This window comes from Novosphingobium sp. BL-A-41-Hi4B-X5A (genome assembly GCF_055521705.1).
This window is the reverse complement of sequence record NZ_CM145500.1, coordinates 1,826,533-1,852,500: the sequence shown is the minus strand read 5'-3', so window position 1 is coordinate 1,852,500 and position 25,968 is coordinate 1,826,533. Positions and strand designations below refer to the sequence as shown.

The window sequence follows — 25,968 nt, the reverse complement described above, 5'->3', positions numbered from 1 at the left end:
GTTTAGCAAAAACACAGGACTCTGCTAAGTCGGCTTCAAGACGACGTATAGGGTCTGACGCCTGCCCGGTGCCGGAAGGTTAAGAGGAGGAGTGCAAGCTCCGAATTGAAGCCCCGGTAAACGGCGGCCGTAACTATAACGGTCCTAAGGTAGCGAAATTCCTTGTCGGGTAAGTTCCGACCTGCACGAATGGCGTAACGACTTCCCCACTGTCTCCAGGATATGCTCAGCGAAATTGAATTCTCCGTGAAGATGCGGAGTACCCGCGGTTAGACGGAAAGACCCCGTGCACCTTTACTGCAGCTTCAGAGTGGCATTAGGAAAGAATTGTGTAGCATAGGTGGGAGGCTTTGAAGCACCGGCGCCAGCTGGTGTGGAGCCATAGGTGAAATACCACCCTGTTGTTTTCTGATGTCTAACCCAGGACCGTTAGCCGGTTCGGGGACCCTCTGTGGCGGGTAGTTTGACTGGGGCGGTCGCCTCCTAAAGAGTAACGGAGGCGCGCGATGGTAGGCTCAGGCCGGTTGGAAACCGGCTGTTAGAGTGCAATGGCATAAGCCTGCCTGACTGCGAGACTGACGAGTCGAGCAGAGACGAAAGTCGGTCATAGTGATCCGGTGGTCCCTCGTGGAAGGGCCATCGCTCAACGGATAAAAGGTACGCCGGGGATAACAGGCTGATGATTCCCAAGAGCTCATATCGACGGAATCGTTTGGCACCTCGATGTCGGCTCATCACATCCTGGGGCTGGAGCAGGTCCCAAGGGTTTGGCTGTTCGCCAATTAAAGTGGTACGTGAGCTGGGTTCAGAACGTCGCGAGACAGTTTGGTCCCTATCTGCCGTGGGCGTCGATACTTGAGAGGAGTTGCCCCTAGTACGAGAGGACCGGGGTGAACATGCCTCTGGTGTACCTGTCGTTCCGCCAGGAGCGCAGCAGGGTAGCTATGCATGGACGGGATAACCGCTGAAAGCATCTAAGCGGGAAGCCTCCCTCAAGATAAGGTATCATCGAGTCGTGATAGACCATCACGTTGATAGGCCGGGTGTGGAAGTGCGGTAACGCATGAAGCTAACCGGTCCTAATAACTCTGTTCATGCTTGAAGAGTCCCACCATCAATGACAGCTCTGCGCACGGGAAACACTCGTGAGACAAAGCGTCGTTGGACGGACGATCCTCCAGCCAGACATCTGAACGGCAAGGCCCCTGCAACAACGGGTCCAGCTGATACGCATCGATTAAAAACATCCGCAGGCTCCATTGCCTGGTGACCATAGCGTCCGTGCCCCACCCGATCCCATCTCGAACTCGGCCGTGAAACCGGACAGCGCCAATGGTACTAACGCTCAAGCGTTGGAAGAGTAGGTCGTCGCCAGGCATTGCAGCTTGCGGAAGTTCAACAAACCCATTCACATATCTCACAAGCCCGATCCCAAGCGCACATGCGCATCACGGATCAGGCTCAAGAGATCGCGAAAGGCCGCAAATCGGCCGCTCGCACAAACAACCCCGGCGCGGGGTGGAGCAGCCCGGTAGCTCGTCAGGCTCATAACCTGAAGGTCGCAGGTTCAAATCCTGCCCCCGCAACCATCTGTACAGAACTCGGTGCACCGCCCCTCGGGGCGGTGTTTCCGTTTGTGGGCCACCCATCCTGTGGTGCGGTCTGGGTTACCTCCCCACGCGGATAGATCGGCCATGATTGGTCCTCCCGCATTTTGGGAACGCGCCTGTCCAGGCATTGTTCTGGGTTATGGCTCGTTATGGCGGCCATGACTCAGTAGAGCGATGCCGTACGGTATCGAGGATGAGCGCCTTTTTGTCTGGTTGCTTGAATGGCGTCGCGGACGGCCGTCTTCAACGTTGATCTCAGGCTCAACCGGCAACTCGACGCCAGAGACCTCAAGGCGCGCCACCATGACCCGGACAGGGGAGCGGGTGATACCCTTCAGCAGCGCAACTTTGCGCCCCTTCGGCCTCCGCGTCGGCATCCATCTCTCCGGCGCAGATCAAGCCGCCAGAATGGACCAGCGATCACGCTTCACAGTTTCCCCGGCAGGTGGCTGGGAATGACGCGAAATGGCCGCCGTCATGACCTCGGAATCCGCATTCAACTTAGGACAACTGTTTTTTGCTGGCTTGGCAGCAAGCGCTGCACCTGTTCGCCCGGAACAGGCCGGCCGATGAGATAGCCCTGGATCATGTCACAGCCTTCGTGGCGCAGAATGTCCATCAAAGCTTGAGTTTCCACGCCTTCCGCGAGAGTTTCCATCCCCAGTGCATCTGCCAGGGTGGTGATTGTCCGCACGATCGCGTGCGCACTCCCGCCTTCCTCCAAGGCACGCACGAAGCTCTGGTCGATCTTGATCTTGTTGAAGGGGAAGGAGCGCAGATAGCTGAGCGAGGAGTAGCCGGTGCCGAAGTCGTCGAGCGCCACGCGCACACCCAATGCCTGCAGCGAGTGGAGGAGCTTCAGCGTCTTGTCGACGTTGCCGATGAACACGCTTTCGGTGATTTCGAGTTCGAGGCGGCTTGCCGACAGCCCGCTTTGTGCCAATGCCTGTGCGATACAGGGGGCGAGGCCGTCGGTCATCAACTGGCGGGGCGAGATATTGACGGCGACACTGATATCTTCCGGCCATTGGGCCGCCTGGCGGCAAGCGTCGCGCAGGGCCCACTCACCGAGTTGCACGATCAGGCCGGTTTCTTCCGCGATCGGGATAAAGGTGGCCGGTCCGATCATCCCGTGTTCCTTGTGCGGCCAGCGCATCAACGCCTCGAAGCCTTTGATGCGATTTTCCGAGATGGAAAACAGGGGCTGGAAGTACAGTTCGAAATCACCGTCGCGGATCGCGCGGCGCAGATCGATTTCGAGGTGGCGCCGGCGGCTTGCCTCGGCGTCCAGCTCGGTTTCGAAGAAGTGGCAGGCGCCCTTGCCTTCGTTCCGGGCACGAAGAAGCGCAAGATCGGAGCATTTGAGCAGGGAATCGGAGCTGTCGGCATCCTGTGGGCCAATCGCGATGCCGATGCTGGCCGAAATCGCGATGCCGCGCCCGTCGATGCTCAACTCGCGGTTGAGCAAAGTTTCGAGGGTTCTGGCCAGAGCCGTGCAATCGGTGGCGGGTTCAATCCCCTCGAGCAGAAGACCGAACTCATCGCCTCCGAGCCGCGCCACCATGGCGTTGGGAAAGCGTTCCTGCAGCGTCTGTCCCACGCTCCACAGCAGCTCGTCGCCAAAGGGATGGCCCATCGCGTCGTTGATCGCCTTGAAATCGTCAAGATCGATGAAGGCAACAAGCGTGCGATGGCTTCCGCTTTGCCGGGCTACCGCGCGATCCAGCTTTTCGATGAAGAAGCGGCGATTTGGCAGGCCGGTCAGCGCATCGTGGAGCGATGCGTGCATGATCTGCTGCTCGCGCTCTTCCACCGCATCGACCATCGCATTGAAGCTGGAAGCGAGTGAGCGCACCTCCATTGCCCCTTCTACCTTGACCTTGGCGACTGCACCGCCGGCGTAGGCGCGTGCGGCTTCCGCAAGGAGCTGCAGCGGCCGCGCAATTTCGCGGGAGAGGCGGACTGCGGCCCACGCACCGGCCAACAGGCCAAACAATCCGATCAGCATCAGCACCAGGCGCAAGCTGAAATACCGGGCCAGCACCGAGTTCAGCGAATGTGCCATCACCAGGCGCGGCTCGTTGCCGTCTTCCAGACTCGGAATTGCCGAAACGCGGACGAGTCTCGGGCCGTCGCGGCCCTCCATTTCGGCGATCTGGCCAAGCTGGAGCGAAGCGAGGTGCCCGTCGAGTTGCGCCCGCTCGATCACGCGAGCCTCTATCGGTGCGGCCGACAGGCCTGAAAGCTGTGCCATGTCGGCCGGGCCAAGCGTGTTGAGCAGGACCAGCCATCCGGCAAGATCGGGCATCTCGATCGGCACGGCAGCGCCCAGCGCTTGCGCCTGGCCGAGCCGGATGACGCCGCGATCGGCACCGTTTTCCAGCCGTGACAGCATGGCCGTGCCCTTGACCGTCGTGGCCATGTTCGAAGAGATTACGCTGCCGTCGAGCTGGACGATGGCCACTTCGCTGACCTTGGCGCGATCACGCAGGCTTTGCAGGGCCGAAACGAGGGTTGGCGCATCGCCAGTGGCCAGGGCTTCGCGAAAGCCGAAATCGTGGGCGACGACTTCGCCCGCGTCGGCCATCTGCCTTTGCCTGCTGGCAATGATCTGGTCGAACACGCGGGAATTGGCGGCAAGCTCGCGCTCGGCAGTTTCGTAGGCGAACGTGTTGACGCCTGAACCAGCCGCGATCAGCGTTGCGGTTGTGACCACTGCCAGCAACACGACGTACAGCAGTGCAATCCGGCTGCCGAGTGAACGGACGCGTACGCCAATCGCTTTGCGCAGGCGGCGGAGTGGCTGGTCAAGCGCCTGCACAATCGACCGTTTCATTTGCCGTTGCCAGGCCGCACCGCCACCATGATCCGGCCGCGGTTGCCCGGTTCCAGCACCATCTTGCCGCGCCACTCGCCACCTGTCCCGCGGATGCGGGGATGCCAGACGATGACATCATACGTGCCGCGACCGAGGCCCTCGATGGCGGCCAGTCCGTTCAGATCGCTGCGCGCGGCAAAGGGCGTGTCGGTCACGCGGATAAAGCCCTGCATCTTGTCGTGGATATTGCACCCCAGCGCGATCGTGCCGGCCACCTTGAACTGGTGCGTCCGCGTCTGGTCCTGCCCATAGAGATCTATCTTGAACGGGCCTGGCCTGGAAAAGCTGTAGATCGAATGGCGCAGGTTATCGAGGTTCGGGAAAGCCACCACTGCGCCCACTGGCACGATCAGTGTGCCCGGCACGAAAGCCTGGTTCTTCTGCGCCATGGCATTGCGCCACGCGAAAGCCGGGCGGCGGGTGTTGCCAGCCGGTGGCCGGATCTCGATCACCGCATCGCGCAATGGAACGCCCGCCTGATCGACCACCTGCACCGGCAGCACGTTTGCCGGCGTGGCCGAGATCAGCAGCGGTAGCGTCAGCGCCAAGCCCAGCGGGCCGGACCGGCGTGCTTGATAAGACCAGGCTCTGAAGCGGGGGCGGTTTCTCATGAGGCCCGATTACGACAGAATGCCTTAGAAATTCAGAATCCTGCCTAGAGGTTGCTTTAGGATTTCCCAACAGCTCTTGATTAACCCTTTTGCCTCGTGGTTCGACAATGGTGGCAGAAGCATGTTCAAGAATTCGAAGTGGGGCATGGCCATGGCCAGCCTGATGCTTGCTTGCCCTGCGCAAGCCGATCCGCTGTTGGACGGCGGAAAGCTGGTGCTGACCAATGGCATTTCCTCGATCGAGGGCGCCAGCGGCGGCGGGCTTGCCAGCTGGGCCACGATTGCAGGCATGGAAACCGACCGCGGGCTTGGGCTCTCCGCCCATGTCACTGGTATCGAGCTGGCCGACTATGGCTGGCAGAGCCACGGTTTTGCCGTGGGCATCAAGGACCGGCTTGAGCTGTCCTATGCCCGCCAGAACTTCGATACGCGCAAGGTTGGCGCTGCCCTTGGCCTGGGCGAGGGTTACCGCTTCAATCAGGACGTCTTCGGCGCGAAGGTGCGGCTGATTGGTGATGTCGTCTATGGTTCGCCCCTGATGCCGCAGATCAGTCTGGGGGTGCAACACAAGCGGAGCCTTGATGGCGCCATTGTCAGGGCGGTGGGTGCAGCGTCGGCGTCGGGCACCGATTTCACGGCCAGCGCCACCAAGCTGTTCCTTTCGAAAAGCCTGTTGGTGAACGCCACCGCGCGCCTGACCAATGCCAACCAGTTCGGCCTGTTGGGTTTCGGCGGTCCCAACCAGACTGACCGCACGCTGCAGTTCGAGGGCTCGCTTGCGTGGATGCTGAGTCCACGCCTTGTCGTCGGCGGGGAATACCGGACGCGGCCCAGCAATCTTGCCATCGCGCGCGAGGATGATAGCCACGACCTGTTCGTGGCCTGGGCTGTCACCCGCAACGCCACGTTGACCGCGGCCTATACCGATGTCGGCTCGGTCGCCACTTTCGATGGCCAGCGCGGCGGGCTCGTCTCGCTCCAGATCGCATTCTAAGGAAGCTGTTGATGCCATTTGCCCTCGCCCTCGCGTTGCTTGCCGCCCAGCCGGTCACCCCCGATGCGCAGGAGCCCCCAGCTGCGCAGGACAATTTCTCCGGCGTCGATTGGGAAAAGGAATTCGGGGTCGAGAAGAAGGTAGCCGATCCTGTCACCGGCGAACTGCCGGTCGATCCCTATGAGCAAAGCCCTGCCAATGCGGAGGCCGCCCCCTTCACCGGCGACAGCATGGCCCGGGCCTTCGGCGGTCAGGATGGAATCCGCCGCATCGTGGATCGACTGGTCATGCTCAACGAGAGCGACCCGCGCATTTCCGCCATTTTCAAGAACCAGGATATGGTTCGCCTGCGACGCACCCTGTTCGAACAGTTCTGTTTCCTGTTGAACGCCGGCTGCGCTTATACCGGGCGCGACATGACGGCTGCCCACAAGGATCTCGGGATCACCCGCGCCGATCTCAACGCTCTGGTGGAAAACCTCCAGCAGGCGATGCGCGAGGGGCAGGTGCCCTTCGCTGCGCAGAACCGCCTTTTGGCAAAGCTGGCGCCGATGGATCGGCACATCGTCGAACGATGAAGGGCTGGCGGCCTCAGCCTTGCAGCGAGGCCAGCCCGCCGGTGGAGCCGAACCCGCCTTCGCCGCGCGCTGTATGGTCGAGCGTTTCGGCCTCTACCCAGATTCCGCGCGTAACCGGTGCGACGACTAGCTGGGCGACACGGTCGCCACGGCGGATCGCAAAGCTGTCGCTGCCGTGGTTGATGAGGATCACTTTCAGTTCGCCGCGGTAGTCGCTGTCGATCGTGCCGGGCGTGTTGGGCACGGTGACGCCATGCTTGAGCGCGAGGCCCGAGCGCGGGCGGACCTGGATTTCGTAGCCCGCCGGGATAGCGACCGAAAGACCGGTGGCAACGGCGTGGCGCGCGCCGGGGGCAAGATCGACGTCCTCGGCTGCGACCACGTCCATGCCTGCTGCGCCATCGGTGGCATAGGCCGGCAGTGGCAGGTCCAGCCCGTGGGGCAGGCGCTTTACGAGGACGGGGACTTCAGGCGAGTGCATCGGCAATTCTTTCGATCAGGAGCGCGGCGGCCGCGTCCTTGGGGAGTTCGGGCAGGCTCTCGACGCCCGCCGCGCTGACGATGTGGAGGAGGTTGACCTCGCCACCCATCTTGTGCGTGGCGACATCGTTGGCGACGATCCAGTCCGCCCCCTTGCGCGCCAATTTGGCCTTGGCGTGATCGAGCACGTCGTTGGTTTCGGCGGCAAAGCCGACCACCAGTGGCGGGCGGCGATCGGACTTGCTTAAGCTGGCAAGGATGTCCGGGTTTTCGACCAGTTGCAGCGGCGGGACTGCGCCGGAGCCGTCCTTCTTGATCTTCTGCGCGGCTTCTCCGGCGCTGCGCCAGTCGGCCACGGCTGCGACCATGATCGCGACGTCGGCCGGTAGTGCCGCATCGACGGCAGCGGCCATCTGGCGCGCGGTTTCCACATCGATCCGGGTTACGCCCTGTGGCGTGGGCAGGTTCACCGGGCCGGAGACGAGCGTGACCGAAGCACCTGCGCGGGCGGCGGCGGCGGCGATGGCGTAGCCCTGCTTCCCGCTAGAGCGGTTGGCGATGTAACGCACCGGGTCGATCGGTTCGTGGGTAGGGCCTGCGGTGATGAGGACGTGGCGGCCGGTGAGCGGCTTGGCTGCACTGCCAAGATGGCGGGCAATTTCCGCGCAGATCGCAGGCGGTTCGGGGAGGCGGCCGGGGCCGAATTCGCCGCAGGCCATCGCGCCTTCATCTGGCTCCATCACGGTCACGCCGTCTGCGCGCAGAGTGGCGACGTTGCGCTGCGTCGCCGCGTGCTGCCACATGCGCACGTTCATGGCGGGCACCGTGAGCACCGGCTTGTCGGTCGCGAGGAGTAGCGTGGTCGCCAGATCGTTGGCGATGCCGCCCGCCATGCGCGCCATCAGGTCTGCCGTGGCCGGGCAGACGACGACGAGATCGGATGCCCGCGAGAGCTGGATGTGGCCCATCTCGACCTCGTTCTTGAGGTCCCACAGCGTGGTGTGGACGGGGTTTTCCGAAAGTGCCGCCAGCGTCATCGCGGTGATGAAGTGCGACCCGCCCTCGGTCAGCACGCAGGTGACGTCCGCGCCCTGCTTGCGCAGCAGGCGAACCAGTTCGCACGACTTGTAGGCCGCGATGCCGCCGCCAATGATGAGGAGGATGCGCTTTCCCTGCATGAATGGGGCTTGTGCAATGGCCGGGCCCTGCGCGCAATCCTTTTGCGCGAGGGGACGCGTTCGGGCACAGTCTGTCCCAAACCATAACGGGGGATCGAGAGATGAGACTGATACTGACGGCGCTGGTGTTCCTGGCCGGGCTGTTCGACCTGTTCCTGGCGATCGGTTTCCTGACCGATCCGGTCCAGCAGGCCACCGGCTTCGGCATCGCCGCCACCGGCGTGGGGGGCGTATCCACCATCCGCGCCGACTTCACCTCGTTCTTCGGCGTGGCCGCGTTCTGCATGATGTGGGGTGCGTGGCGCCGGAATGCCGACCTCATGCTGGTCCCGGCGCTGCTGTTCGGCACCTCGTTTGTGGGCCGCGCGATCAATCTGGCGGTGACCGGGGCCTATCCGGGCTGGCCGGTGCCGATGGCGGTCGAGGCGGCGCACGTGGTGCTGATGCTGGCGGCATGGCGCATGCTGCCGCACCACAAGCTGGGCGAGATTGCGGGGTGATCAGTGACACGCCTCCTGCAGCCCAAGAGCAGGTTTTGCGCGAGGGTCTTGTTGCCTGTGGCCTGAACGCCGCGGGAATCTCGATGGCCTATGATGACCTTGTGCGGGGCTACGTCATCACAATTGCAAGTGCGGCAGGTGCGAAACCCGAGCATCTGGAGTGCATCGAGACTGCTGCCCGTGGCGCGGACGTCGCCTTTGAAGATGAGGTGCTGGATAGTGCATTCACCGAGCGGAGATTTGCCCGAGCCAAGGCTCTTTGGCTTGCGGAGACAAAGGAAACCCTTCGCAAGCGCGGACTGCTTGAGGGTTTGCCGAAACGAGCGGACTTTTCGTCTGTCGAGGAATTCGCAAAAGCATTGGAACGGCACTGCGGTTTTGCGGCAGGCGCAGTTTTGCGGGTGCGAAACGGTGAAGTCGCTTTCTGGCCCGAAAACATGCGGCAGGGCAAGAAAGACTATGAACGCTTGGCTGCCTTGATGGCCGCAGTGACTTACGCAACGGCAGAATCGGGTGATTTCAAGATCGGGTTTGTCGGCAACGAATACGTTGCGGACAGGCCCTGACTTCAGCTGGCTTCAGAGCCCCGCGCCTTCCACCTAGCCCAGAGCGCGAAAACGGCGCGTTGGGCGGGACGTTCGAATTTCGCATGGCTGATGAAGCCCGCCGCGATGGCGAGGGTGACGAAGAGGATCAGGAACCACGGCTGGCGGGCAATGTCGCGCGAAAGGCCCGTGGAATCGAGGATCAGGACGAGCGTCAACTGGATCGGAATGTGCCAGAGGTAGATGCCGTAGGAGGCATCGCCGAGCTTCTGGCCGAACTGCAGGCGGCCCTTTTCGTCATTGAGGTCAAGCGCCAGCGTCAGGAACAGGACCGCGAAAGTGCCGGCGATCGTCGCCGCATCGCCGCTGCGGTAGTTGGCCTTGAGCATGAAGGCGCTCGCCAGGAGGGCCATGCCGAGCGGCAGGAGCGTGGCCGGGCGCAGCCAGCCCTTCAGCGTCGCACCATAGGCCGCGCAGCCGAGCATGAAGTAGCCGATGCAGGACAGCACGTCCTTGTTGGGCAGGCCCTTCAGCATGCCGTATAGCAGCAGCGCGCCCAGCGGCAGGGCCAAGGCCAGCGGGGCGCGGCGCAGGGCGGGGATGCTCAGGAAGAACACGAGGTAGGCGAGGATCTCGGTCGAGAGCGACCACGAGGGGCCGTTGAACGACTGGTTATCCTGCCAGCCCCAGTACTGCATCAGCGGGATCGAAAGCAGGAAGTGCTTGAGATCGTTGGTGTGATAGATGAACTCGGTGCCGGTGCGGGCGACGTAGATGCCCTGCAGGATTGCCATCAGGCCCAGCGTCAGCAGGTGCAGCGGCCAGAGGCGGGCGATGCGGGCTGGCCAGAAGCGCGCCTTGTAGTTGGCGTCGGCGAGATAGACGTGCGCGAAGACGAAGCCCGATACCGCCCAGAAATACTGCACGGCAGTATGGCCGTGGTTGTAGAGCCACGAGAGCGCCTCGTACCACGGCTGGATCGCGCGGTTGACGTGCACATGGTATGGCACCGGCGGCACGAACACGTGCTGGTAATGCCAGAACAGCACCATGATCGCCGCCAGCAGGCGCGACAGGTCCAGCGCGTGGAAGTGGCGCTTCGGCAAGCGCAAGTGCGAAAGGTCGTGGCTCAAGGGAGCGGTCTTCTCAGCCCCACCAGCCAAGGGCGTGGGTGCCGATGACGAGGGCGCCGCCCGCGAGGAAGGTGAGGAGCTGGCCGAACATGCCGCTCCCGCGCTTGCGGCGCTTGCGCTGCCACATCAGTTCGACCTTGGGCAGCGGCGGCGCTTCGGGTGCGCCGCCCTTTGGCGGGAAGCGGTCCTCAATGCGGCGGATCAGGTCGGGGATGCGCAGCAGGGTCTGCGCGTCTTCACGCACGCGATCGGCGATTGCGGCTTCGGGGCCGAGCTCGTCGCGCACCCAGGCGCGCACGAAGGGCGCCGAGGTTTCCCACATGTTGATCTCGGGATCGAGTTGGGTGGCGATGCCTTCGACCATGACCATGGTCTTCTGCAGCAGCAGCAGGTGCGGCTGGGTCTGCATGTCGAAATCGCGGGTGATGGCGAAGAGGCCGTCGAGCATCTGGCCGACCGAGAGTTCGGACACCGGCTTGCCGCGCATCGGCTCACCCACCGCGCGCAGGGCCGTGGCGAATTCGTCGACCGAGTGGTAGCTTGGCACGTATTGCGCCTCGAAGTGGATTTCTGCGACGCGGCGATAATTGCCGGTGGTCAGGCCATAGAGAATCTCGGCGAGCCACTGGCGGGCGCGGCGGTCGATCCGGCCCATGATGCCGAAATCGATGGCGACGATGGTGCCATCGGGTTCCACGAACAGGTTGCCCTGATGCATGTCGGCGTGGAAGTAGCCGCCGTTGATCGCCTGGGTGAGGAAGGCGAGGACGAGGCGCTGGGCAAGAGCCTTGCGATCATGTCCCGCGGCATCGAGCGCGGCGGTATCGCTGATCTTGACGCCATCGATCCAGTCGAGCGTCATCACCCGGCCATTGGTGCGGTCCCAGTCGATGGCGGGGACGCGATAGCCGGCGTGGGCGCGCATGGTTTCGGCCAGTTCCGAGGCCGAGGCGGCTTCGCGGCGCAAGTCGAGCTCGCGCACGGTCCAGCGCTTGAAGTTGGCGATGACCATGCGCGGGCGCAGGCGGCTGGCTTCACCGCCGAGGCCTTCGAGATGGGCGGCGGCCCATTCGTAGGTGTCGATATCTCGCGCGAATTTTTCGCGCACGCCGGGGCGCAGGATCTTGACCGCGACCTTGCGGCCCTCTGTCGTCACCGCGCGGTGGACCTGCGCGACCGAGGCTGCACCGACCGGGACCGGATCGAACGAGGAGAACAGCGCTTCGAGCGGCTTTTCGAACGAGCGCTCGATCTCGGCGCGGATCAGCGCGAAATCGACCGGGGGCAGCTGGTCCTGCAGCGCGAGCAGGTTGTGCGCCGCTTCCTCGCCGACAAGGTCGGGCCGGGTGGCCAGCGTCTGGCCCAGCTTGATCGCAGCCGGCCCGATCGCGCGAAACGCCCCTGCATAATCGGGCTTGCGACTCTTGCCGGTCAGCGCGATCCAGCGCGCCAGCTTCACCAGCCGCCGGACCGGGGCGGGGGTATTGCGATCGTTCTCGATGCCGACCAGCGCGCCGTGGCGGGCAAGCGTGATGCCCCAGCCGAGCAGGCGGCGGATATGCGTGGCGGGAAGGGTCAAGCGATCAGACCTTCCACCCCGAATGGATCGCGACCAGGCCGCCCAGGATCGGCTCGACCCGGGTGCGTTTGAAGCCGGCGGCCTGAATCATCTTCTCGAACTCGGGCATCGGCGGGAAGCGGCGGATCGATTCGATCAGGTAGCGGTAGGATTCCTCGTCGCCCGCGATCATCTGGCCGAGCTTGGGGACCAGCTTGTGCGAATAGGCGTCGTAGATTTCGGAAAAGCCGGGCCATTCGGTCGTCGAGAATTCGAGGCAGAAGAAGCGGCCGCCGAACTTCAATACGCGATGGGCTTCGGCAAGGGCGCGGTCGATGTGCGTGACGTTGCGGATGCCGAAAGCGATGGTGTAGGCATCGAACACACGATCGGGGAAAGTCAGTTCCTCGGCGTTCTGGCGCGACCATTCGAGGCCTTCGATGCCGCGCTTTCCGGCCCGTTCGATGCCGACATCGAGCATGTCCTGGTTGATGTCGGACACGGTGATCTGTGCGCCGTGCTTGGCCATGCGGAAGGCGATGTCGCCCGTGCCGCCGGCCATGTCGAGAATCGCCTCGCCCGGCTGGGGGCGCACGCGCTTCACGAACTTGTCCTTCCACAGCCGGTGCATGCCGACCGACATGGCATCGTTCATCACGTCATACTTGCGCGCGACGTTCGAGAAGATCGCGCCGACGCGGCCTTCCTTCTCTTCTGCCGGGATGTCTTCGTAGCCGAAGGAGGCGGTTTCGTGCGCGGATTCTGATGCGGTCATGCCTTGGCCCTTTAGTGGGGAATTGCCCGGACGGCAAAGACTGATAGGGGTGGAGAGGATATGCCGGAATTGCCAGAAGTAGAGACGACCGTTCGCGGCCTTGCAACCGTGCTGGAGGGGCAGGTGATCACGAGCGTCCGGGTGAACCGGGCCGATCTGCGGCGGCCGTTTCCGGTCGATCTGGCGCAGGCGCTGACCGGTGCGCGGGTGACGGGGCTTTCACGGCGGGCCAAGTATGGCCTGATCCAAACCGACCGCGAGCGGACGATGGTGTTCCACCTCGGCATGTCGGGGCGCTGGCGAATCGATCCGGAAGACATCGGCAAGCACGACCACCTCGTGCTGGAGACCGGGGAAGGGAGGGTCCTGTCGCTGAACGATGCGCGGCGGTTCGGTTCCGTGGACCTTGTCGACAGCGACAAGCTGGCGAGCTGGCCGCAATTCGCGGCACTGGGGCCGGAGCCATTGGGGCCTGATCTGACGCCGAAGGTGCTGGCAAAGGCGTTCAAGGACCGCATTGCGGCGGTGAAATTGTTGCTGCTCGACCAGCGCATCGTGTCGGGGCTGGGCAATATCTATGTGTGCGAGGCGCTCTATCGCGCGCGAGTGCATCCGGCGCGCGAGGGCGGGAAGGTCAAGCCGGGCGAACTGAAGCTGCTCGTCCCGGCGATCAAGGCGGTGCTGGAGGAATCGATCGTGGCCGGCGGATCGACCTTGCGCGACTATGCCCGGCCCGACGGCGAGCTGGGCTATTTCGCCAAGGACTTTGCCGTCTATGGCCGCGAGGGCGAGCCGTGCACCTGCGGCGGCACCGTGGAGCGCATCGTCCAGGGCGGGCGATCGTCGTTCTTCTGTGCGAAGTGCCAGAAGTAGCTTCGGCGCTTTCCTGTTTCACGCAGAGACGCAGAGAAGCAGGGGGAGACGCGGAGAAGAGGAGAGTTTGAGGCGGCTGCGCCGCAGGCGCCTGCCCAAAGACTCTGCGTCTCCCTTTCTTCCTCTGCGTCTCTGCGTGAACCATTCCACGCTTGATACAAAAAAGCATCCGCTGGCGAGTGCGGACGGTAACGCCGGTGGGAAGCTGACAGATCGCGCGACCGGTGCGGTGCCGTTGTGGCACGCAAGGGATGGGGCGCGGGACCGGGTGCGAGTGGCCGGGGGCGGTTCCGGGCCCCTGATCGGCTCAGCCTGATGGTCGGACATAGGTGAGAGGACGAAGCTTTGGCAGCGGCTCGCGGGCTGCCTTGGCTTCTGGCAAGCGGCTGCGTGAAAAGAACCTGTCGTTTGTGCTGACAAGTCGCACAATCATGGCGGGTTCCGCATCCGCAGCGTCGCTCAGGGTTCGGCGCCGTGCTATCAGCCCTGGGGTGTCCTGTCTGTCCTTGGGTAACGGCAGGTCTTGCCCGGTGGGTCTTGGGCTTTACGCCCCTTGTTGAACCCGCGCGCACCTGCCGCACCGATCGCGCCGGAAGCATCGGCACACAGCGTCAGCTTCCGAAGGAGAGGAGCGGGTTGGCCTTGTGCCCTCTCCTGACCTGTGGGCGGGGCGTATAACCTATATGGTTCGTTTTGTCAATTCAGTTCTTGAGTGTATCGCTTGGTTTTAGCTGGTGCAGACACTTGCAAAAGTTTCTTGATACGCCCGAACTCTTTCATCGAGCCAATCTGCCATTTGATCCCAATTTTCCCGGTTAGAGGTATCGATTTTAAGATTTTGAGAGAGAAAACTCGTCTGACCACCGGCGGGCGCGGCGAGGCTGGTTGCTAGAGCTGCGAGGTAAGGCGCTAGCTCAATCGCCAAGTCTTCCATCGCCCCACCTCGACGCGGCCTAACAAACACACCGACACTGTCACGTGCGAGATATTGAACTACAACTGCGTCCGTCCCAGGAAGTATACTCCAACGGGAACTCGCTGCATCAGGTGTCCCATAAGATGGATATTTGCCACAAAAATGCGTCCAAAACTGCCGCCGGTTTTGGCCTAACTCGCTCAAGTTGCCTTCTGCAGTGCGCTTCTGCTGGGCTAGCTGGCGATCCCAATTATTCGGGCGCTCAATGATCTCGAAAAGTGGAGCCAAGGGTGAGTTATCTATCCGCAGAACTCGCACTCTGATCGCGAAAAACGCAAACGGGTCAATTGTATGTTCGTTTAGCCAACGGATCGCTGAGAGGTGTTCGTCTCGAAAATTCGGCGCAACCCAAATCATCGTATGAGTTGAAAGCCCGGCAAGGTAGGTCATAATCTGGCCTAGGTGGGTATGATCCGAAGCTTCAAGTTGGTTTTCAATTAAAACGATACTGTCGTCCGCCGAATTTTTCGCAAGAATGTCAGCACTAAAGGAGCCGACACGGGTTTCAGTGCCGATCAGTTCAAGTGGAATGCCAATTAATGCTGATAGACGATCAAGATTTGATGCGAGCCACGGCGTGAAACGATGGGCTTCGTGTGACCATGCTTCACGGATTGAAACATCGACAAGGGTACCGAATGTTGCGCCGTGATCCACTGTGCACCTTTTGATTTCACTGACGGCTGAATACTAAAAATATTTATATGGCTGATTGTAAAAGCCATCATTAATTATATCGCTGAATCACTCAACTTTTTTGCGACCGGCCCCTCCGTCATTCGCTGGCGCGAATGCCACCTCCCCGTTTGTGCTTTGCAAAAACGGGGAGGATTTTGGTGGGGTTCACCGCCCCTTCCGCAGCACAATGTAAACCGCGCCCGCGCCGCCGTGCCTCGGCTGCGCGGGCCTTACCGCCGCAATCTGGCTGGCGTGGGGGCTGTGGGCGAGCCAGTCGAGGAGTTTGGCGCGGATGGCGCCGCGGCGGTTGCCGCGGTGGTCCTGTTCGTCGTGGGGGCGGGGTTTGCCGGCGATGAGGAGCATGACGCGGGCGCCCATGGCGAGGGCTTGCGACAGGCTGGCGTTGAGGCGGGTGTGGGCGGCGTCGAGGGTGAGGCCGTGGAGGTCTATGGTTACGTCGGGGGTGATCGGTCCTCGCGCCAGTTTGCGGTCCCAGCTGGAATCGAGGCCGTGGTTTTGCAGCGGGCGGGCGACTGGGGTTGGCGCGGGCGTGGGCAGCGGGGACGGCACCCGGCCTTTCACGCGCTTCGGCGGCGGGGGCGGCGGGAGCGTTACGGCCAGCGCTGGCTCTGCCGCTTTCGCCTTGGGGCGCGGCGGGTGGAGCGGGGTGATCGTGGCGGCGACCTTGTTCCACAGGTCGGCCTCTTCCGGAGAGAGGCCTCTCGGAGCGCGGCTCACTGCTGGCTGAGACGCGCCAGCGTCCCCTTGGGCAGGAGGATAAGGGCGCGGCCTCTGGCGCTCATGCCGCCGGCGATCTGGCGGGCTTCGGGGCCTGCGCCCCAGAAACTGTCAAAGCGGTTGGCGCCCTGGATTGCGCCGCCGGTGTCCTGCGCGACCCAAAGGCCGCTGGCTTCCTTGCGATCGACCTGCAGCCAGACCGGTGCGCCCAGCGGCACGAAGGCGGGATCGGCGGCGACGGTGCTGCGGCCTGCGATGGGCACGTTCAGCGCGCCGACCGGGCCGGGGCCGGTCAGTTCGCGGAAGAAGACGTAGCTGCGGTTCTGGCGCATCAGCGCTTTGCCGGCATCGGGGAAGTCGCGCAGGTATTGCTGAATGCCCTGCATCGAGCCGGAATACTGCCCGGGCGAGGCGCCGATCAGCCCACGCTCACGCATCAAGGAGCCGATGCCGGTGTAGGCGTGGCCGTTCTGTCCGGCGAACCCTAAGCGGATCACGCTGCCATCGGGGGCGCGCAGGCGGCCCGAGCCCTGGATCTGCAGGAAGAAGAACTCGACCGGATCGGCGGCCCAGGCGATTTCGAGGCCCTTGCCCTGCAGGGCGCCATCCTCGATCTGGCCGCGATCGTGGTAGGCAGTGAACACGCCGGCATCGTCATAGCGGCCGAGCGGCATCTTGCCATCGGGCAGGGGCTGCGCGTCGCCCGGTTTGGCGCGTACGAGGTCCTTCGGCAGGGCATAGACCGGCACGTCGTAACCCGGCTGGCGGGTGCGGGACCCTGCGATCTCGGGCTCGAAATAGCCGGTGACGAAGGCCGCGCCATCGCCGACTTCGGCGGTTTCGAAATAGGTGGTGAAGAAACGCGCGGCTTCGCCAGCGGGCCAGGTGGCGGCGGCGGTGCAGGCGGGCGCCCAGTCTTCGGGCCGGGTGAGGCCGGAATTGTCGGTGCGGCGGGTCAGCCGGGGGCAGGACGTGGCGAAGGCCTGCAGGGCGGCGGCGGTGTTATCGGGCTTGAAGCCGAGGCCCGCGGTGACGGGGCCGCGCATGACGCCGGTGAGCGCGGCGGTGGCGGGCTTTACCGCAGGCGGGGTTGGCGGCGTGACCGGGCGCGGAGCACTGCCTTCGGGCACAAGGCGCACGCAGCCGCCAAGCAGAAAGAGCGCCGCGATGATCGCAGCGCTCTTCGTTTTGCAGAACCGTTGAATGCCCCTCACTAGAAGCCTCAGGCCTCGTCGGTTTCGTCGAGCAGCCAGTCGGGATCGCGCGAGGTGAGATCGCGGCGGAAGGTCCACAGATCGCGGGCTTCGATCGCATCGTCGAGCGAGCCGGCGATGACCTGCCCTTCCGCGTTGCGGGTGACCGAGGCGATGTCAGCCAGGAAGCGGACGGTGATGCGCGCGGTCTGTCCTGCGATCGAGGCGGCGACGATGCGCGCTTCCTCGATGCGAATCACGCGGGCGTCGATCACTTCGCCCGCAGCGGCGCGGGCATCGATGGCCGAGCTGAAGCCTTCGAAGACGTCAGCATCGCAGAGCTGGCGCAGATCGTCCTTGTCCCCGCGCCAGAAGGCTTCGAGGATCATGGTGTAGGCGCCCTTGGAGCCGGCAAGGAACTGCGCGACATCGAAACGGCGATCGGCCGAAATGATGGCGCGGACGCCGGCTTCGGCACTGTTGTCAAACGTGCTGGGCGCAGGCGCTGCGAGTTCGCGCGGGCGCGGCGCGGCGGAACCGCCTTGCTGCTGCACAGGCTGCTGCGCTTTGGCGGAAGGATCGGGCTGTTCGATCCGGCGGCGCATCGGCTCCTCGTCATGCTCGGGCCGGCGGCCGAGGACGGAGTAGAGGCGCAGGCCAAGGAAGGCCGCAATCATCGCCAGGATCACAATTTGAACAATCACGCGCAAGATTCCCGAACTGTCCATGGCCCCGGATCGGAAGACCTGAGCTCACGGCGTCATTCCAACGTGCCTCAAATAGGTACGGATTACAAATGAACAACGCGTGCATGACCCTTTGGGCTCATCCCTTGGCAAAGAATCTTGGCCAGTTGTGGCGCTGATGCGCCAGACGCTTGCGCAGAGCTTGACCAAGACAAGGCGGATTGCGGGTCTTTGGCCATGGTGCTAGTCGCGCGGCCAAGGGAAACCCACACAGAAAGCACGTCTACATGGCCGACGAAGGCAACATCATTTCGAATCTCAACGTCGATGGTCCCGTTCCCAACGGGGAAGACACTTCGCCCGCGATCGGCCTGATCTCGCAGTATGTGAAGGACCTTTCGGTCGAGAACCCCAATGCGCCCGAATCCTACCAGTGGAGCGAAGCGCCCGACATCGCGGTGGACTTCAACATCTCGGCCCGCGTGATCCAGCCGGAGATCCACGAGATCGAGCTGAAGATCAACGTGACCTCGAAGGGCAGCCAGGGCACCGCGTTCATCGTCGAGCTGGCCTATTGCGGCCTCATCGGCATGCGCAACGTGCCCGACGACCAGGCCCATCCGTTCCTGTTCGCCGAAGGTCCGCGCATCCTGTTCCCGTTCGCCCGCCGCATCGTCGCCGATGCCGTGCGCGATGCAGGCTATCCGCCGCTGATGCTCGAGCCGATCGATTTCAACGGCCTGTACATGCAGCAGCTGGCGCAGGCCCAGGCGACCGCGGAAGCGACCCCGGCCGGTCAGGCCTGATCTGACAGACTGAATCCGGTGGCCCGAAGGGTGCGGCTATGAACCTCCTCAAGGCTACCGGATCGATTGGCGGGCTGACGCTGCTCAGCCGGATTCTCGGGCTGGTGCGCGACAGCCTGTTCGCGCGGTTCGTCGGCGCGGCGTTTGCCTCGGACGCGTTCCTTGTCGCGTTCCGGCTGCCCAACATGTTCCGCGCCTTGTTCGCGGAAGGGGCGTTTGCCAGCGCCTTCATCCCGATGTTCAACAAGAAGGTGGCCGATCCCGAGGGCAAGGGCCTGCGCGACGGGCTGGACTTTGCCGAGGCGGCGCTCGCCGTGCTGCTGCCGGTGCTGCTGTTCATGACGGTGGTGCTGGAAGTTTTCGCCTGGCCGGTGACGCTGCTGCTTTCGGGCAAGTTCAACGGGGTGAGCGCGGACCAGTTCGCCTATGCGGTGGAACTTTCGCGCTGGACGATCCCGTACCTGATGCTCATCAGCATCGTCTCGCTGTTCGGCGGCATCCTCAATTCGCTCGGCAAGTTCTGGGTCAACGCGGCGGCGCCGATCCTGCTGAACCTGACGCTGATCGTGGCGCTGCTGGGCTTCCATTCCGACGATCCGCTGGTGACGGCGCGCAATCAGGCGATTGCGGTGTCGGTATCGGGCGCGTTGCAGCTGGCGTGGCTGGCATGGGCTTGCCGGAAGAACGGGGTGCGGCTGCGGCTGCGGCGTCCACGGCTTTCGCCCGAAGTGAAGCAGTTGCTCAAGCTGATCCTGCCGGCGGCGGCAGGCGCGGGTGCAGTGCAGATCAATCTGGTGATCTCGACGGCCCTTGCCGCATCGCTGCTCGATCACGGCTCGGTCACCTATATCTACATGGCTGACCGGCTGAACCAGTTGCCGCTGGGGCTGATCGGCATCGGGCTTGGCACGGTGCTGCTGCCGACGATTTCGCGCCAGCTGGGCGGGGGCGAGGAAGCTGCGGCGATGGAAACGCAGAACCGGGGCATGGAACTGGCGCTGCTGCTGACCTTGCCCGCCACGGTCGCGCTGGTGCTGTGCGGCGAGCCGATTGCGGCGGCGCTGTTCGGCTATGGCAAGTTTGACGCGCAGGACACGCACTTCACCGCGCAGGCGCTGGCGGCGTTCTCGATCGGGCTGCCGAGCTATATTCTCGTCAAGGTGCTGACGCCCGGATACTACGCGCGGCAGGATACGAAGACGCCGGTGCGCTATGCCACGATCTCGATGGTGGTGAACCTTGCTGGCAACCTCGCGCTGATCGTGCCGCTCAGGCACATGGGGCCGCCGCTGGCGACGGCGATAGCCTCGACCGTCAACGTCTGGCTGCTCTATCATACGCTGGTCAAGCGCGGGCACTTTGCAGCGGATGCGCGATTGAAGCGGCGGACGGTGCGGTTGGCGCTGGCGGCGCTGGCGATGGGCGCGGTGCTTTGGGCGGGGCAGGGGCTGGTGATGCCCTATGTCCATGGGACCTGGACGCTGCGGATCGCGGCGATGGGCGCGCTGGTTTCCTGCGGCATCGTCGTCTATGGCCTTGCCGCCGTCCTGACCGGGGCTTTCCGGGTGGACGACCTCAAGCTTCTCCTGCGGCGTCGCCGCTCCAACTGAAGGCACTCAAATGCGTATCGTTTCCGGCATCCAGCCAACCGGCAATCTCCACCTCGGCAACTACCTGGGTGCGATCCGGAACTGGGTGCGCATGCAGGACGAGTGGTCGGCCAAGGGCGGGCAGTGCCTTTATTTCCTGGCCGATCTCCACGCCATTTCGATGCCGCATAGCCCTGCAGAACTGGCCGCCAACACGCGCGAGATGGTGGCGGCGCTGGTTTCGTGCGGGATCGATCCCGACAAGTCGATCCTGTTCAACCAGGCGCAGGTTCCGGCCCATGCCGAACTGCAATGGCTGCTCAATGGCACGGCGCGGATGGGCTGGCTCAACCGCATGACGCAGTGGAAGGACAAGGCGGGCAAGAACCGCGAGGGCGCGAGCGTGGCGCTGTTCACCTATCCGGTGCTGCAGGCGGCTGACGTGCTGCTCTACCAGGCGACTCACGTGCCGGTGGGCGAGGACCAGAAGCAGCATCTGGAACTGGCGCGCGACATCGCGCAGAAGTTCAACAACGACTTCTGTGCCGAGGACGCACCGCTGTTCACGCTGCCTGATCCGATCATTCCGCCCGAGGCGGCGCGCATCATGAGCCTGCGCGATGGCAGCGCCAAGATGAGCAAGTCCGATCCTTCGGACATGAGCCGCATCAACCTGACCGACGATGCCGATGCGATCATGCAGAAGGTGAAGAAGGCCAAGACCGATCCCGAGCCGCTGCCGGGCACGGTGGAGGGCCTCGCCGGGCGGCCCGAGGCGAACAACCTCGTCGGCATCTATGCGGCGATGGCCGGGACCACCCCGGCCGCAGTGCTGGCGCAATTCGAGGGCAAGGGCTTCGGCCAGTTCAAGCCGGCGCTGGGCGAACTGCTGGTCGAGACGCTGTCGCCGATGGCGGCGCGCTATCGCCAGTTGCGCCAGGACGGCGAGGCGCTGGACGCGATTCTGGCCAAGGGCGCGTTGAAGGCGCGGGATCTGGCAGCGCCGACGCTCAGGCAGACCTATCAGGCATTGGGCCTTGTAAGGGGCTGATTTTCCGTCAGTTCGTTGCGAAACATTACGTGCCTGCAACATATGTTGCAGGCACCATTCAACGTGCATTCAGCACTTCCCGTCCAAAAAGGCGGCATGCTATGCAGTGCGTGTGTCTGGCAAGGGGCGGCGGACGCATAACAGGAGTCGCAAGGATGAATTCCGTTTCCAAAGTGAAGCCCTCGTCTTCCGGCAAGCGCCGTCTTCTGGGGCTTTCGGCTGTATCGCTGATGCTCGTCTCGCTCGCCGGGTGTGCCACGCCGTTCAAGGCTGACGTCAAGCGTTTCCAGGCGCAGTTGCCGGCACCGGCTGGCCAGACCTTCGCGGTCGTGGCCGACGATCCCCGGGATGCAGGCGGGCTCGAGTTCGCGCAGTACGCCTCGCTGGTTGGTCGGCAGATGGAAAAGCTGGGTTATCAGCCCGCTTCCGCTGAAACCGCGGACCTGCTGGTCAAGTTCGACTACGGTATCGATGGCGGGCGTGACCGCGTCCGTTCCACCGGCTTTGCCGACCCGTTCTGGGGCGGTTGGGGTGGCTGGGGCGGCTGGGGCCCGGGTTGGGGCCCAGGATATGGTCGCTGGGGCCGTCGTGGCATAGTCGGCGGCGGCTGGGGCTGGGGATGGAACGACCCGTTCTTCTTTGGCGGCGGTGGCTGGGGTGGCGGCGTTGACGTCGTGACCGTCTACACCTCGGGCATGGACCTGAAGATTGACCGCCGTGCCGATGGCCAGCGCCTGTTCGAAGGCAAGGCCGAAGCAGCCTCGTCGTCGAATCGCCTGTCCTATGTCGTGCCGAACCTCGTCGAGGCGATGTTCACCGACTTCCCCGGCAACAACGGGGAAACGGTGAGGATCTCGATCGCGCCGGAAAAGAAGACGGTGAAGAAGGTCAACTGACCTTTAATGCGCTGAAATTCGGGAAGGCCTCGCAGCGATGCGGGGCCTTTCTGCTTGTGCGGCAGGCGTGGTGTTGTGCGTTTGCATCAGGTTTGCGCCATGCTGCGCGCGAAAGCGGATTGTTTGTGACAGCCCTTGGGGGATGCGCTATTCAGCCCGCGTAAACGTTGCCCGACGCGGCCTTGGGAGAGGATGCGACAACGTTCGCGCCGCGTCGGGCTTTCTACGTTCCCACATTATCGAAGCGCCTGAACACCGTGCGGGTCACTGCCGGTGCGGGATATCGCGTTCGAGCTCGAGCAATTCCTGCGGCAGGCGCAAGGAGCTGGCGGCTATGCGCGTTTCCAGCAGGAGATAGACCAGGGCAATCATCAGCAGCGCGATGGCGCCGAAGAAGGTGATGCCGGTAAGGTTGCGCAGTTCGAGCCCGGCCATTTCACCGATGAACAGCGATCCCACGGTGACGCCGATCGCGAGGCCGGACACGACCAGCAGCAGCAGCGCCCGGCCGATCAGATGGATGCGGCGATCGACATAGCGAATCTCGATCACGACAAGATCATGCTCCCGGCCCGAGGTCTGCGCGTGCTGGCTTTGCAGGGCGCGGGACCGGTCGACGATACGGCCAAGCCGCGTCGTGAGGATGTTCATGATATTGCCGATCGCCACGAGGACGAACACGGGGGCAAGGGCCAGCTGGATGGTCTGGGCGATCACGCCTGCATGGCCCGGATTCATGAAAACACTCGCTGCATCCGGCCTTTGTCGCACGTTGCCGCGCAAGCGGGCAAGCCGGATACGAATTCAGAACCACATCCTTAAGCCGACCACGGCGCTGACCTGCGAGGGGCTTTCGCCTTCGAGGCGCGCCAGCCGGGCCGTTTCGCCAAGCTTGCGCTCCCAGTGCACACCGACATAGGGCGCGAATTCGCGCGCGAATTCGTAGCGGACGCGGGCGCCCAGTTCGACCTTTTCAAGGCCCGCGCCGATGCCGAGTTCCGGCACGTCCTGGGCAGCGGCGTCGATCTCTATCGAGGGTTGCAGGATCAGGCGCTGGGTCAGGCGCATGTCGTGCTCTGCCTCGAGCCGGAAGTGCACGTCGCCCTTGTTCGAGACGAAAGCGTGGGCGCCGACTTCGAACCAGTAGGGGGCAAGGCCTTCAAAACCGATCACGCCGTAGGTGCGATCGGGGCCAGCGCCGAAGTCCTGCCGCGCGCCGAGTTCGAAGTTCCACCACGGATCGAGCGCGTGGCGCCAGGCGGCGCGAGCTTCGCCGGTTTCAAGCGGTTCGCCGAAGGCACCTTCGCCTTCGGTTTCGACGGCGAGGCGGTCAATATCGCCGCCGATCCAGCCCATGGCCTGCCACGCATAGCCGTCCTTGCCATTGCGTGGGCGATATTCGAGGCGATCGAGGATCAGTGCGTTGCCGAAGAAGCGCCCTTCCTTTGACAAATCGGCGCGGGCCTGCGCCATGCGCTGCTTGTCCCAGAAGCCATCGGCGGGATGGTCGGTCGGGACGGGCGGCGGCGGTGCATTGCCGACTTCGCTGTCGGTTACAGTGGGCATGGCATGGCCCATGTGGGCCGAGTGATCCATCGGCGCAGTGTCGGCGGGGGCGTCGGCGGGGGCGGCGGCGGGCGTGTCTGGCGCTGGCTGCTGGTGCATGGAGTGGTCCATGCCCTGCATTGCCGGTTCCTTGGCCGCCTGGCCGTCCATGGCGCCCATGTCGTGTCCGGAATGATCCATCTGGCCCTGCATCTGGCTCATATCGTGGCCGGCGTGCGGGTCCTGCGCTTCCTGGGCGAGGGCGGGCGTCGCGATCAGGGCCGCGCCGGTGAGCAGCAGGCGCTTCATGCCGCATCTCCCGAGCTGCGCACAGTCACGACGCGCATCATCCCGGCATGCATGTGCAGCAGCATGTGGCAGTGGAACGCCCAGTCGCCCTCGGCGTCGGCGGTGAGATCGAAGCTGGCCTTGCCGCCGGGCAGGACGTTGACGGTGTGCTTGCGCGGCCGGTTGCCCGGCTCTCCCGTGACCAGTTCGAAGAAGTGGCCGTGCAGGTGGATCGGGTGCGGCATCATCGTGTGATTGATCAGGTTCACCCGCACCCGCTCTCCCTTGCGGAAGGGGATCGGCTTGGCGCCGTCGGAGATGGTTTCGCCATCGATGGACCACATGTAGCGCTCCATGTTGGCGGTGAGGTTCACGTCGATCTGGCGCGACGGCGTGCGGCGATCGGGGTTGGCATCGCGCGAGCGCAAGTCGGCATAAGTCAGCACGCGGTGGTCGACATCCTCGAGGCCAGTCGGCTTGTCGGCCAGACGGTCGGCGGGCATGGGCGAGATCGTGGCGACGCCCGGCCCCGGCTTCACGCCGGGCGCAAGGGAGAGGTCGCGCATCTTCATGGAATGGCCGGCCATGCTTTCGTTGGCGGGCTGGGACAGGTCGATCTCGCCGCCCGTCCCCATGTCCATCCCGCTCATGTCCATGCCCATGTCGCGCATGGTCAGGACCGGGCGGGCGCGGCGGGCGGGGATGGCCCCGGCCATGCCGATCTGCGGGGCGAGCGTGGCGCGGACCAGCCCGGAGCGGTCGATCGCCTCGGCGATGATGCCGAAGGGGGCGGCCTCGGTCGGCTGGACGATCACGTCGTAGGTTTCGGCAATCGCGATCTGGAACTCATCCGTTTCGACCGGCTGGACGTTGCAGCCGTCGGCGGCGACGACGGTCATCGGCAGGCCGGGGATGCGGAAGTTGAAGTTGGTCATCGACGAGGCGTTAATGATGCGCAGCTTCACCCGCTCGCCGGGACGGAACAGGGCGGTCCAGTTGGCGGCGGTGTCGTGCCCGTTGATGACGAAGGAATAGGTTGCGCCGGTCACGTCCGAGATGTCGGTCGCGTCCATGCGCATCTTGGCCCATTCAAGCCGCTCCTTCAGGCTCTGGTCCTTGCCTTTCAGCAGGCCGCCGACCGTCTGCCGCTGCCAGTTGAAATAGCCACCCATGGCCTTCAACTTGCGCAGCTGCTCGTGCGGGTTCATCGGGCTCCAGTCCGCCAGCATCAGCACGTATTCGCGGTCAAACGGGGCGGCGGTGTCGGGCTCGGCGGGGTCGATCAGGATCGGGCCGTAAAGCCCTTCGGCCTCCTGCATTCCCGAGTGCGAATGATACCAGAAGGTGCCCGAATGCACGATCGGGAACTCGTAGGTGAAGGTCTCGCCCGGATCGATGCCGGGGAACGACAGGCCGGGCACGCCGTCCATCTGGAACGGCACCAGCAGCCCATGCCAGTGGATCGAGCTTTGTTCACCCAGCGTGTTGGTAACGGCGATGCGCACCTTCTGCCCTTCGCGCAGGCGGATGAGCGGGGCGGGGATCGAACCGTTGACCGCGATGGCGGGGGCAGAACGATCCCCCACCGCGAACCTGGCCGCGCCGATGGACAGGGCAATGCTCTCGCCCGAAAGCACGCCGCCGGTGTTGCGCCCGGCCATGGCGCCGCCTTTACGCGAATGGCCGCCGTGGCCCGATTGCGCCCAGGCAGGGACAAGCGGCATTGCGGCGAGGCTACCTGCTCCGAGAAGCAGGTTGCGGCGATTGAGATGGAGCGTGTCGGTCATTACCTGCGATTACGCAGGACGA

Annotated in this window: 23 protein-coding genes, 1 tRNA gene and 2 rRNA genes (1 of these 26 only partly in view); 12 read left to right on the top strand and 14 right to left on the bottom strand. The window is 63.9% G+C overall.

All coding sequences use genetic code 11. The features are described from left to right. From ACZ1JY_RS08920 to ACZ1JY_RS08910, 3 genes are all read left to right on the top strand, one after another. Positions 1-1,103 (top strand): 23S ribosomal RNA (locus tag ACZ1JY_RS08920) (it extends 1,702 nt beyond the left edge of the window). Positions 1,104-1,262: 159 nt separating this feature from the next. Next, positions 1,263-1,377, top strand: a 5S ribosomal RNA gene (gene rrf / locus ACZ1JY_RS08915). A 135-nt stretch (positions 1,378-1,512) separates the two neighbouring features. Further along, positions 1,513-1,589, top strand: a tRNA-Met gene (locus tag ACZ1JY_RS08910). Positions 1,590-2,106: 517 nt separating this feature from the next. Here the strand turns inward: ACZ1JY_RS08910 and ACZ1JY_RS08905 are convergent. Next, the gene (locus tag ACZ1JY_RS08905; RefSeq protein WP_465129056.1) at positions 2,107-4,446 is read right to left on the bottom strand and encodes a bifunctional diguanylate cyclase/phosphodiesterase; all 2,340 of its coding nucleotides are present in this window, start codon (positions 4,444-4,446) and stop codon (positions 2,107-2,109) included. Next, a complete protein-coding gene (locus tag ACZ1JY_RS08900; RefSeq protein ID WP_240946842.1) occupies positions 4,443-5,036 on the bottom strand; it encodes a cupredoxin domain-containing protein in 594 nt (197 codons plus the stop codon). The genes ACZ1JY_RS08905 and ACZ1JY_RS08900 overlap by 4 nt, the downstream gene beginning before the upstream one ends. Positions 5,037-5,220: 184 nt before the next feature. Between ACZ1JY_RS08900 and ACZ1JY_RS08895 the strand changes: the two genes are divergently transcribed. Then, a complete protein-coding gene (locus ACZ1JY_RS08895; RefSeq protein ID WP_465129055.1) occupies positions 5,221-6,093 on the top strand; it encodes a DUF3034 family protein in 873 nt (290 codons plus the stop codon). An 11-nt stretch (positions 6,094-6,104) separates the two neighbouring features. After that, positions 6,105-6,671: a group I truncated hemoglobin gene (locus ACZ1JY_RS08890; RefSeq protein ID WP_465129054.1), complete on the top strand. Its 567-nt coding sequence runs from the start codon at positions 6,105-6,107 to the stop codon at positions 6,669-6,671. 13 nt (positions 6,672-6,684) lie between these two features. Here the strand turns inward: ACZ1JY_RS08890 and dut are convergent, their stop codons facing one another. Both dut and coaBC read right to left on the bottom strand, forming a co-directional pair. Continuing rightward, positions 6,685-7,152 carry a dUTP diphosphatase gene (gene dut, locus ACZ1JY_RS08885; protein WP_465129053.1) on the bottom strand — a complete coding sequence of 156 codons (468 nt, stop codon included), beginning with the start codon at positions 7,150-7,152 and terminating at the stop codon, positions 6,685-6,687. Next, positions 7,139-8,329, bottom strand: coding sequence for a bifunctional phosphopantothenoylcysteine decarboxylase/phosphopantothenate--cysteine ligase CoaBC (gene coaBC / locus ACZ1JY_RS08880; protein WP_465129052.1), 1,191 nt, complete (start codon positions 8,327-8,329; stop codon positions 7,139-7,141). The genes dut and coaBC overlap by 14 nt, the downstream gene beginning before the upstream one ends. A 101-nt stretch (positions 8,330-8,430) precedes the next feature. Between coaBC and ACZ1JY_RS08875 the strand changes: the two genes are divergently transcribed. Further along, positions 8,431-8,829 (top strand): hypothetical protein, encoded by a 399-nt coding sequence (locus ACZ1JY_RS08875; protein ID WP_465129051.1) that lies wholly within the window; start codon positions 8,431-8,433, stop codon positions 8,827-8,829. A gap of 83 nt (positions 8,830-8,912) precedes the next feature. After that, the gene (locus ACZ1JY_RS08870; protein WP_465129050.1) at positions 8,913-9,395 is read left to right on the top strand and encodes a hypothetical protein; all 483 of its coding nucleotides are present in this window, start codon (positions 8,913-8,915) and stop codon (positions 9,393-9,395) included. A gap of 2 nt (positions 9,396-9,397) precedes the next feature. Here ACZ1JY_RS08870 and ACZ1JY_RS08865 read toward each other — a convergent pair whose 3' ends face one another. The 3 genes from ACZ1JY_RS08865 to ACZ1JY_RS08855 are packed head-to-tail and all read right to left on the bottom strand — an operon-like array spanning position 9,398 to position 12,840. Continuing rightward, on the bottom strand, positions 9,398-10,507 hold the full coding sequence (locus ACZ1JY_RS08865) for an acyltransferase family protein (RefSeq protein WP_465129049.1): 1,110 nt from the start codon (positions 10,505-10,507) through the stop codon (positions 9,398-9,400). Positions 10,508-10,520: 13 nt separating this feature from the next. Continuing rightward, positions 10,521-12,086, bottom strand: a complete 1,566-nt coding sequence (gene ubiB, locus ACZ1JY_RS08860; RefSeq protein ID WP_465129048.1) for a 2-polyprenylphenol 6-hydroxylase — start codon at positions 12,084-12,086, stop codon at positions 10,521-10,523. A 4-nt stretch (positions 12,087-12,090) separates the two neighbouring features. Further along, the gene (locus ACZ1JY_RS08855) at positions 12,091-12,840 is read right to left on the bottom strand and encodes a class I SAM-dependent methyltransferase (RefSeq protein WP_465129047.1); all 750 of its coding nucleotides are present in this window, start codon (positions 12,838-12,840) and stop codon (positions 12,091-12,093) included. A gap of 60 nt (positions 12,841-12,900) precedes the next feature. Between ACZ1JY_RS08855 and mutM the strand changes: the two genes are divergently transcribed. Beyond that, positions 12,901-13,713, top strand: coding sequence for a bifunctional DNA-formamidopyrimidine glycosylase/DNA-(apurinic or apyrimidinic site) lyase (gene mutM / locus ACZ1JY_RS08850; protein ID WP_465129046.1), 813 nt, complete (start codon positions 12,901-12,903; stop codon positions 13,711-13,713). A 727-nt stretch (positions 13,714-14,440) separates the two neighbouring features. Here the strand turns inward: mutM and ACZ1JY_RS08845 are convergent. The 4 genes from ACZ1JY_RS08845 to ACZ1JY_RS08830 all read right to left on the bottom strand — a co-directional run bounded on the left by ACZ1JY_RS08845 (position 14,441) and on the right by ACZ1JY_RS08830 (position 18,002). Next, positions 14,441-15,346, bottom strand: a complete 906-nt coding sequence (locus ACZ1JY_RS08845) for a PDDEXK family nuclease (RefSeq protein WP_168905103.1) — start codon at positions 15,344-15,346, stop codon at positions 14,441-14,443. 186 nt (positions 15,347-15,532) lie between these two features. After that, positions 15,533-16,105, bottom strand: coding sequence for a Smr/MutS family protein (locus ACZ1JY_RS08840; protein ID WP_465129045.1), 573 nt, complete (start codon positions 16,103-16,105; stop codon positions 15,533-15,535). Next, positions 16,102-17,310: a murein transglycosylase A gene (mltA, locus tag ACZ1JY_RS08835; RefSeq protein WP_465130890.1), complete on the bottom strand. Its 1,209-nt coding sequence runs from the start codon at positions 17,308-17,310 to the stop codon at positions 16,102-16,104. The genes ACZ1JY_RS08840 and mltA overlap by 4 nt, the downstream gene beginning before the upstream one ends. Positions 17,311-17,327: 17 nt before the next feature. Further along, the gene (locus tag ACZ1JY_RS08830) at positions 17,328-18,002 is read right to left on the bottom strand and encodes a Tim44/TimA family putative adaptor protein (RefSeq protein ID WP_162895945.1); all 675 of its coding nucleotides are present in this window, start codon (positions 18,000-18,002) and stop codon (positions 17,328-17,330) included. A gap of 269 nt (positions 18,003-18,271) precedes the next feature. Here ACZ1JY_RS08830 and secB point away from each other — a divergent pair, with 269 nt between their 5' ends. The 4 genes from secB to ACZ1JY_RS08810 all read left to right on the top strand — a co-directional run bounded on the left by secB (position 18,272) and on the right by ACZ1JY_RS08810 (position 22,326). After that, positions 18,272-18,790, top strand: a complete 519-nt coding sequence (gene secB, locus ACZ1JY_RS08825) for a protein-export chaperone SecB (protein WP_168905105.1) — start codon at positions 18,272-18,274, stop codon at positions 18,788-18,790. 38 nt (positions 18,791-18,828) lie between these two features. After that, a complete protein-coding gene (gene murJ / locus ACZ1JY_RS08820; RefSeq protein ID WP_465129044.1) occupies positions 18,829-20,400 on the top strand; it encodes a murein biosynthesis integral membrane protein MurJ in 1,572 nt (523 codons plus the stop codon). Positions 20,401-20,410: 10 nt separating this feature from the next. Further along, complete coding sequence (gene trpS / locus ACZ1JY_RS08815) at positions 20,411-21,430, top strand: tryptophan--tRNA ligase (protein ID WP_118073041.1); 1,020 nt, start codon at positions 20,411-20,413, stop codon at positions 21,428-21,430. 155 nt (positions 21,431-21,585) lie between these two features. Then, positions 21,586-22,326, top strand: a complete 741-nt coding sequence (locus ACZ1JY_RS08810) for a DUF4136 domain-containing protein (protein WP_168905108.1) — start codon at positions 21,586-21,588, stop codon at positions 22,324-22,326. A 264-nt stretch (positions 22,327-22,590) separates the two neighbouring features. On the opposite strand, the gene ACZ1JY_RS08805 is transcribed toward ACZ1JY_RS08810, so the two are convergent. The 3 genes from ACZ1JY_RS08805 to ACZ1JY_RS08795 all read right to left on the bottom strand — a co-directional run bounded on the left by ACZ1JY_RS08805 (position 22,591) and on the right by ACZ1JY_RS08795 (position 25,946). Continuing rightward, positions 22,591-23,064, bottom strand: a complete 474-nt coding sequence (locus ACZ1JY_RS08805) for a DUF2721 domain-containing protein (protein WP_205525272.1) — start codon at positions 23,062-23,064, stop codon at positions 22,591-22,593. Between the two features lie 66 nt (positions 23,065-23,130). After that, entirely contained in the window at positions 23,131-24,180 is a 1,050-nt protein-coding gene (locus ACZ1JY_RS08800) for a copper resistance protein B (protein ID WP_465129043.1), read from the bottom strand. After that, positions 24,177-25,946, bottom strand: coding sequence for a copper resistance system multicopper oxidase (locus ACZ1JY_RS08795; RefSeq protein WP_465129042.1), 1,770 nt, complete (start codon positions 25,944-25,946; stop codon positions 24,177-24,179). Before ACZ1JY_RS08795 ends, ACZ1JY_RS08800 begins: the two co-directional genes overlap by 4 nt. Positions 25,947-25,968: the final 22 nt, after the last annotated feature.

Coding starts and splice junctions, on each gene's coding strand:
- murJ (WP_465129044.1), top strand. CDS start 18,829: ATGAACCTCCTCAAGGCTACCGGATCGATTGGCGGGCTGACGCTGCTC.
- dut (WP_465129053.1), bottom strand. CDS start 7,152: ATGCACTCGCCTGAAGTCCCCGTCCTCGTAAAGCGCCTGCCCCACGGG.
- ACZ1JY_RS08890 (WP_465129054.1), top strand. CDS start 6,105: ATGCCATTTGCCCTCGCCCTCGCGTTGCTTGCCGCCCAGCCGGTCACC.
- trpS (WP_118073041.1), top strand. CDS start 20,411: ATGCGTATCGTTTCCGGCATCCAGCCAACCGGCAATCTCCACCTCGGC.
- coaBC (WP_465129052.1), bottom strand. CDS start 8,329: ATGCAGGGAAAGCGCATCCTCCTCATCATTGGCGGCGGCATCGCGGCC.
- ACZ1JY_RS08875 (WP_465129051.1), top strand. CDS start 8,431: ATGAGACTGATACTGACGGCGCTGGTGTTCCTGGCCGGGCTGTTCGAC.
- ACZ1JY_RS08905 (WP_465129056.1), bottom strand. CDS start 4,446: ATGAAACGGTCGATTGTGCAGGCGCTTGACCAGCCACTCCGCCGCCTG.
- ACZ1JY_RS08895 (WP_465129055.1), top strand. CDS start 5,221: ATGTTCAAGAATTCGAAGTGGGGCATGGCCATGGCCAGCCTGATGCTT.
- secB (WP_168905105.1), top strand. CDS start 18,272: ATGGCCGACGAAGGCAACATCATTTCGAATCTCAACGTCGATGGTCCC.
- ACZ1JY_RS08870 (WP_465129050.1), top strand. CDS start 8,913: ATGGCCTATGATGACCTTGTGCGGGGCTACGTCATCACAATTGCAAGT.
- ACZ1JY_RS08855 (WP_465129047.1), bottom strand. CDS start 12,840: ATGACCGCATCAGAATCCGCGCACGAAACCGCCTCCTTCGGCTACGAA.
- mutM (WP_465129046.1), top strand. CDS start 12,901: ATGCCGGAATTGCCAGAAGTAGAGACGACCGTTCGCGGCCTTGCAACC.
- ACZ1JY_RS08805 (WP_205525272.1), bottom strand. CDS start 23,064: ATGAATCCGGGCCATGCAGGCGTGATCGCCCAGACCATCCAGCTGGCC.
- ACZ1JY_RS08810 (WP_168905108.1), top strand. CDS start 21,586: ATGAATTCCGTTTCCAAAGTGAAGCCCTCGTCTTCCGGCAAGCGCCGT.
- ACZ1JY_RS08800 (WP_465129043.1), bottom strand. CDS start 24,180: ATGAAGCGCCTGCTGCTCACCGGCGCGGCCCTGATCGCGACGCCCGCC.
- ACZ1JY_RS08795 (WP_465129042.1), bottom strand. CDS start 25,946: ATGACCGACACGCTCCATCTCAATCGCCGCAACCTGCTTCTCGGAGCA.